This window comes from Micromonospora sp. ALFpr18c, assembly GCF_008868155.1.
In the GTDB taxonomy this organism is placed as follows: Bacteria; Actinomycetota; Actinomycetes; order Mycobacteriales; family Micromonosporaceae; genus Micromonospora.
Window position 1 is genome coordinate 25928 of sequence record NZ_WBKR01000048.1, and the last position, 6573, is coordinate 32500.

7 protein-coding genes are annotated in these 6573 nt (G+C 70.9%); 4 read left to right on the plus strand and 3 right to left on the minus strand.

Translation table 11 applies throughout. The annotated features are described in order from the left end of the window. Positions 1 to 8 precede the first annotated feature (8 nt). Positions 9 to 500 (minus strand): MarR family winged helix-turn-helix transcriptional regulator, encoded by a 492-nt coding sequence (locus tag F8271_RS11755; protein ID WP_151489725.1) that lies wholly within the window; start codon positions 498 to 500, stop codon positions 9 to 11. 111 nt (positions 501 to 611) lie between these two features. Between F8271_RS11755 and F8271_RS11760 the strand changes: the two genes are divergently transcribed. The 3 genes from F8271_RS11760 to F8271_RS11770 are packed head-to-tail and all read left to right on the plus strand — an operon-like array spanning position 612 to position 3422. Beyond that, positions 612 to 1661, plus strand: a complete 1050-nt coding sequence (locus F8271_RS11760; RefSeq protein ID WP_151489726.1) for an LLM class flavin-dependent oxidoreductase — start codon at positions 612 to 614, stop codon at positions 1659 to 1661. Further along, complete coding sequence (locus F8271_RS11765) at positions 1654 to 2685, plus strand: LLM class flavin-dependent oxidoreductase (protein WP_151489727.1); 1032 nt, start codon at positions 1654 to 1656, stop codon at positions 2683 to 2685. Before F8271_RS11760 ends, F8271_RS11765 begins: the two co-directional genes overlap by 8 nt. A 26-nt stretch (positions 2686 to 2711) precedes the next feature. Further along, positions 2712 to 3422, plus strand: a complete 711-nt coding sequence (locus tag F8271_RS11770) for an NADPH-dependent F420 reductase (protein ID WP_151489728.1) — start codon at positions 2712 to 2714, stop codon at positions 3420 to 3422. 27 nt (positions 3423 to 3449) lie between these two features. Here the strand turns inward: F8271_RS11770 and F8271_RS11775 are convergent, their stop codons facing one another. After that, complete coding sequence (locus F8271_RS11775; RefSeq protein ID WP_151489729.1) at positions 3450 to 4268, minus strand: SAM-dependent methyltransferase; 819 nt, start codon at positions 4266 to 4268, stop codon at positions 3450 to 3452. Positions 4269 to 4349: 81 nt separating this feature from the next. Next, positions 4350 to 5336: a PaaX family transcriptional regulator C-terminal domain-containing protein gene (locus F8271_RS11780; protein WP_151489730.1), complete on the minus strand. Its 987-nt coding sequence runs from the start codon at positions 5334 to 5336 to the stop codon at positions 4350 to 4352. 262 nt (positions 5337 to 5598) lie between these two features. Here F8271_RS11780 and F8271_RS11785 point away from each other — a divergent pair. After that, positions 5599 to 6573: PHB depolymerase family esterase (locus F8271_RS11785; protein WP_225854443.1), on the plus strand; the 975-nt coding region annotated here is incomplete at its 3' end.

Sequence of the window (6573 nt, forward strand, 5' to 3'; positions counted from 1 at the left end):
CGGGCTGCTCACTCCTCGCGCGGCGTCCCGAGATGCTCACGCAGCGCCGCCGCGATCTCGCCGGCCGCGCCGAGCTGCTCCGGTGTGAGAGCGTCGACGAACAGCTCCCGGATGGCGCGCAGGTGCGGGAAGGTGGACTGCCGGAACGCCTCGACTCCGGTCGGGGTGAGCAGCACCTCCGCTCCGCGGGGAACGGTCGCGCACTCCTGGCGACGGATGAGCCCACGCCGTTCCATCCGCCCGAGGTGGTGGGAGAGCCGGCTGCGCTCCCACCCGATGTGCGCGGCGAGCGCGGAGGAGCGCATCCGCTGCTCCTGCGCCTCGCTGAGGGCGAGCAGGACGGCGTAGTCCCCCGGCGAGAGCGACGAGTCGGCCTGTAGGCGGGACGCCACCTGGGAGTTGAGGGCTTCCACCGTCTCGACGAAGGAGCGCCAGATCCGCAGCTCGTCCGCGGTCGGCAGCTGACGCCCCCTCCGCCGCTCGGGTGTGGCGCTGGTCATCTCAGCCTCCTGGGGAATTGACGCGTCAATCGGCAGGTTAGCATCATTGACACGTCAACAAGGAAGATCACTTCCCACGCGTCACGATCGGCAACCGCTGAGGAGGGGACGATGACGGCTGAAGGCTTTGAACTGGGGCTCAACTCGTTCGGCGAGGTCGCCAGCGACGGCGACCGGATCCTGAGTGACGCCGAGACGGTACGACTGCTCGTCGAGGAGGCCCGGCTCGCGGAGTCGGTCGGCCTCGACGTGTTCAGCCTGGGCGAGCACTACCGGGAGGGCCACAACGACTCGGCCACCCCGGTGCTGCTCGCGGCGATGGCGACGGCAACCGAGCGGATCCGCCTCGGCACCTCGGTCACCGTGCTCAGCACCAACGATCCGGTGCGGCTCTACCACGAGTTCGCCACCCTCGACGCGGTGTCCAACGGCCGGGCTCAACTGGTTCTCGGGCGGGCGTCGGCGACCGAGTCGTTCCCGCTGTTCGGGTACGACCTGGCGGACTACGAGCGGTTGTTCGAGGAGAAGCTCGACCTCTTCGTCCGCCTCCAACGGGACGAAACGGTCACCTGGTCCGGCACCGTACGGAGCCCCCTGGTCGAGCAGCGACTGCACCCGCGAATGCGACCGGGCGGCATCCCGACCTGGATCGGCGTCGGCGGGAGCCCGAACTCGGTGGTCCGCGCCGCCCGCTACGGGCTTCCGCTCATGCTCGCGATCATCGGCGGGCGTCCGCAGCGGTTCGCCGGCCACGTCGACCTCTACCACCAGGCGCTCGAGCAGTTCGGGAAGCCCGTGCAGCCGATCGCGCAGCACTCGCTCGGCCTTGTCGCGGACAGCGACGAGGAGGCGGTGGAAACATGGTGGCGGTACTGGCAGCCGACCGTGGCGCGGCTCGCCGAGGAGCGCGGCTTCTACAAGCCCGACCGTGCACGCTACGAGGCCGAGATCGACCACGGAGCGCTGTTCGTCGGGTCACCGGAAACGGTCGCCCGCAAGATCGCCGCCGTGGCCCGCGATCTGCGGCTGAGTCGATTCGATCTCAAGTACGACATCATGCACCTGCCTCGCGAGGCACGCGCGCGAACCATCGAGCTGCTGGGCAGCGAGGTCGCGCCGCGGGTCCGGGAGCTGTTGGCGAATAAGCCCACCAATGTCTGACCTCGTGTTCGGCCTCGACACCTTCGGCGACGTGCCGGAGGACGATTCCGGTAAGCCCGTCTCCCACGCCGCGGCGATCCGTCAGGTCGTCGACGAGGCGGTACTGGCCGACGAACTCGGCGTCGACGTCATCGCACTCGGTGAGCACCACCGGCCGGAGTACTCGGTGTCGACGCCGGAGACCGTGCTGGCGGGGATCGCCACCCGCACCTCCCGGATCCGCCTCTCCTCCGGCGTGACGGTGCTGAGCTCCGACGACCCGGTCCGGGTGTTCCAACGCTTCGCCACCGTCGACGCGCTGTCGCAGGGCCGGGCCGAGGTAATCCTCGGTCGCGGCTCGTTCACCGAGTCGTTCCCCCTGTTCGGCTACGACCTGGCGGACTACGACGTGCTGTTCGAGGAGCGGATCGAGCTGTTCGCGAAGCTGCTCGACGAGAAGCCGGTCACCTGGAGCGGCACCACACGTGCCCCACTCACGGACGCCGACGTCTTCCCGAAGACGGAATCGGGACACCTCACCACCTGGGTGGGCGTCGGCGGCTCGCCGCAGTCGGTCGTCCGCACCGCCCGGTACGGCCTTCCGCTCATGCTCGCCATCATCGGCGGCGCTCCGGAGCGTTTCGCACCCTACATCGACCTCTATCGCCGGGCGGCCGACCAGCTCGGCACCACCGCGCACCCGGTCGGGATGCACTCGCCCGGCTTCATCGCCGACACCGACGAGGAGGCGAAGGAGGTGTTCTGGCCGCACTACCGGGTCATGCGGAACCGGATCGGCGCGCTGCGCGGCTGGCCACCGATCCGTCGTGAGGAGTTCGACTCCGAGGTGGAACACGGCTCGCTCTACATCGGCTCCCCGGAGACGGTGGCACGCCGGATGGCCCGTGCCATCCGCAGCGTCGGCGTCGGCCGGTTCGACCTCATCTACACGGCGGGAGCCCAGCCGGTGAGCGCCCGGATGCGCGCCGTCGAGCTCTACGGATCCAGGGTGATCCCGATGGTCCGCGACATCCTCGCCAGCTGATCCATCCGAGGGACGGGAGCAGGGACATGAACGACAACGGCCGCGACAGAGCACAGACCCTCGCCGTCCTCGGGGCCGGCAAGGTGGGCACCGTCCTCGCCCGGCTCGCACTCGCCGCCGGCTACCGGGTGCTCGTCGCCGGCTCCGGCGACCCGGCGAAGATCGCGCTCACCATCGAGGTGCTCACGCCGGGGGCGAGCGCGACCACCGCGGCCGACGCCGTGGCCGGCGCCGACATCGTCATCCTCGCCCTGCCGCTGGGCAAGTACCGTGCGGTCCCCGCCGAGGCCCTGCGCGGCAAGCTCGTCGTCGACGCGATGAACTACTGGTGGGAGGTCGACGGCATCCGCGACGACCTGACCGACCCGCGTACCTCGTCGAGCGAGATCGTCCAGGCGTTCCTGTCCGGCGCACGGGTCGTCAAGGCGTTCAACCACATGGGGTACCACGATCTGGAGGACGAGGCGCGACCGGCGGGCGCCGCCGGTCGCAAGGCCATCGCGATCGCCGGCGACGACGCCGCCGATCTCGCCGCGGTGGCCGCCCTCGTCGACGCGCTCGGCTTCGACCCGGTCGTCGCCGGGGCGCTCGCCGAGGGTGTACGACTCGAGCCGGGCAGCGAGCTGTTCGGCTCCAACGTGAGTGCCGCCGAGGTGCGTGGCATGCTCGACCGGTTTCCCGAATCGGAGCGTGGGCGGATCATTGCCGCCGCGCGAGGCTCCGGACCGCTCGCATGACGCCCCGAGGGGCGAGGCCCGCCTCCGTCAGACCACCCGGGCGACGGCACCGTTGAACGACACGTCCTGCACGGACGGCCGCGGCTGCGGCGCGTCGTCGGCCCGCCACCGCGCCACCGACACGATGCCGGGTTCGACGAGGTCCAACCCTTCGAGCAGGTCGGCGAACTGGTCGGTGCTGCGGGCCTGGAACCGGCCGTCGCGGTTGTTCGCCTCCAGCTTCGCGGTCACCTCGGGCGGCAGGTACTCCCAGGTCACGTGCGAGGCGACGACGTAGCTGCCGGACGGGAGCGCGGCGACGAGGCGGTCGAGGATGGTCTTCGGGGCCTCGTCGTCGCGGATGAAGTGCAGGATGGCCACCAGCATCAACGCGACCGGCTCGTCGAGGTCGATCGTCGTGCGCAGGTCCGGATGGGCGAGGATCCGCTCCGGGTCCCGCAGGTCGGCGTCGAGGTAGGCGGTGCGGCCCTCGGGCGTGCTGTTCAGCAGTGCACGCGCGTGGGCGAGGACGATCGGGTCGTTGTCGACGTACACGACCCGCGCCGACGGGTCGATCGCCTGGGCGACCTCGTGGGTGTTGTCGGCGGTCGGGATGCCCGTACCGATGTCGAGGAACTGGCGGACACCCTGCTGCGCCAGGAAACGCACCGCTCGCTGCAGGAACATCCGGTTTTCGACGGCGGCGAGCCGGATGGTGGGCATCGCGGCCGCGAGCGCGTCGCCGGACTGCCGGTCTGCGGCGAAGTTGTCCTTGCCGCCCAGCAGGTAGTTGTACCTGCGGGCGGGATGCGCGACGGTGGTGTCGATCCGGTCGGCCGCCGAAGGCTCCCCGCTGCGCACCGTCACCCGGGCCTCCCATCGCCGCGTTCTCTCCACAAGGTACACATGTCCGCGCCGCGGTGATGCCCCCTGGCGGGCCGGTGGTCGTCAGCGGACGGGTCCGCCTCGGCAGGGCTCGTCACCGCGTACCCCGGCGACGAGGTCGGCGGTGGTGTGGGCCTGGATGCCGGGCTCACCGCTGTCGGTGTGTCGCGCGACGACCGCGCGGACATGCTGCTCGGCGGGGTCGGCGAGGTCGTCGTAGACGGCCGTGAACAGCTGCCGGGCCGGCTGCCGGAGCCATCCCGCCGGAAGGAGCTCCAGGGGCAGTTGCGGATCGAGGGTGGGAAAGCGCCGGAAGGTGTCCATGACCTCGGTACGTGCCCGCACCGCCTCCGCGCCGTCGACCTGCCCCGCTCGCACCCGGGGCAGCAGGGGCGTCCACCGCCGCAGAAACGCCTCGTAGTGCCGCTCTATCGCGTCGACGTCCCAGGCTTCGATGGGAGCACGTCGGCTGGTCGCGTCGAGTGCGACGTGGCGCCCACGGAACACCGTGGCGCGGCCGGCCGACAGCTGGGCGAGCAGTGCCCGGGCGGGCGGGGTCAGCTCGTACGGCGAGATCCACAGTCCGTCGTACAGCGGCGCGTATCCGAGCCAGCGGAGCTGGCCGCGAAGGGCGCGCCGCTGTGAGCCGCGGTCCTGCGGCAGCGAGAAGGCGATGGTCGTCCAGTGTCCGTCCCACGGCGTCGTCGCGGCGGTGGAGGTCAGGATCCACTGTGCGCCGGCGGAGAGATCGGCGGCGGCGGCCCGACTGAGCCGGTAGGAGCTGCGCCGTCCCTGCCGGCTGCCCTCCAGCACACCTCGACGGGCCAGCCGGCTGATCGCGGCCCGGGCGCCGGCCGTGGTCACCCCCGACTCGGCGAGCAACGCGACGATGGCGGCGGACGGGAGCGCGGCACGGGTCCGCACGGTGTAATCCGCCAGCAGGGTCACCGCGACGCCCTGCGGTGAGGTGCCGGCCTGTCGCCGGGGCAGCCGAAGCGAGTGCTCCCCGTCGTCCGGATAGATCTCCTCGATGTCGAACGGGCTCGCCACAGGCCCTCCGGGCTCGGCTCGGGGACGTTGCCCCGACTGTAGACGGATCGCCGTGGGACACCCGACCCTATCGATCGAACTACGTCGATTGACACTTATCGGTCCGAGGAGAACACTAACTGCCACGCGACCCACACGGAGCCGGGCAGGGCATGCACACGTCATGGGCGATGCGCGATCACCGCGGGCAGCCGGGAGCGCCCGCGAACGGAACGCGCGCAGCCAGCCACAGCCTGCACAGGTGATCGAAGGAGTCGTCCCCGTGAAGATCAGAAGGAAACTGTTGCTCGGCGCCGCCGTGGCGCTGGTGGCGGCCGGCCTGGTGGTTCCCAGCTTCCGGCCCGCGTACGCCGCGTCGCTGGCCGAGGTCACCAGCTTCGGCGACAACCCGGGCCGGATGCGCATGCACGTCTACGTGCCGGACGTCCGCCCGACCAGGCCCGCGGTCGTGGTGGCCATGCACGGCTGCGGCGGGTCAGGCCCCGGCTTCTACTCCGGCAGCGAGTTCGCCGCCCAGGCCGACCGGTACGGATTCATCGTGATCTACCCGACCGCGACCCAGCAGGCCGGGTTCGGCAACTGCTTCGACGTCTGGTCGGACGCCGCCAAGCGCCGCGGCGGTGGCAGCGACCCGGTCTCGATCATGTCGATGATCCGGTACGCGCAGCAGCAGTACGGCGCCGACCCCGACCGGGTCTACGCCACCGGCAGCTCGTCCGGCGGCATGATGACCAACCACATGCTGGCCCTGTATCCCGACGTGTTCAAGGCCGGCGCCGCGTTCATGGGGGTCCCCTACAACTGCTTCGCCAACGCGGCCGACTACCCACCCACGAACAGCCAGTGCACCGGCGGCGCCATGAACCGCACCCCCCAGCAGTGGGGCGACGCGGGCCGCCAGGCGTACCCCGGCTACTCCGGCCCCCGCCCACGGGTGCAGTTGTGGCACGGCACCAACGACACGCTCGTGCCGTACTCGCTGTTGCAGGAGGCGATCGAGCAGTGGACCAACGTGTTCGGGCTCAGCCAGACACCCACCTCCACCGACACGCCGCAGGCCAACTGGAACCGGCGCAGGTACGCCGACACGAGCGGCACCGTCCAGGTTGAGGCGTACAGCATCCAGGGCGCCGGGAGCCGTGGCCGGGCGTACGGATGGCAGGGCTGGGACTGGGCCCAGAGCGGCGCGAGCCGCTACATCGAGGTCTGGGAGTCCACCGACCTGCGCACCTGGTCG

What these genes read in the sequence shown, in the direction of transcription:
- F8271_RS11765 (WP_151489727.1), top strand. Translation starts at nt 1,654, where the DNA reads ATGTCTGACCTCGTGTTCGGCCTCGACACCTTCGGCGACGTGCCGGAG.
- F8271_RS11770 (WP_151489728.1), top strand. Translation starts at nt 2,712, where the DNA reads ATGAACGACAACGGCCGCGACAGAGCACAGACCCTCGCCGTCCTCGGG.
- F8271_RS11760 (WP_151489726.1), top strand. Translation starts at nt 612, where the DNA reads ATGACGGCTGAAGGCTTTGAACTGGGGCTCAACTCGTTCGGCGAGGTC.
- F8271_RS11755 (WP_151489725.1), bottom strand. Translation starts at nt 500, where the DNA reads ATGACCAGCGCCACACCCGAGCGGCGGAGGGGGCGTCAGCTGCCGACC.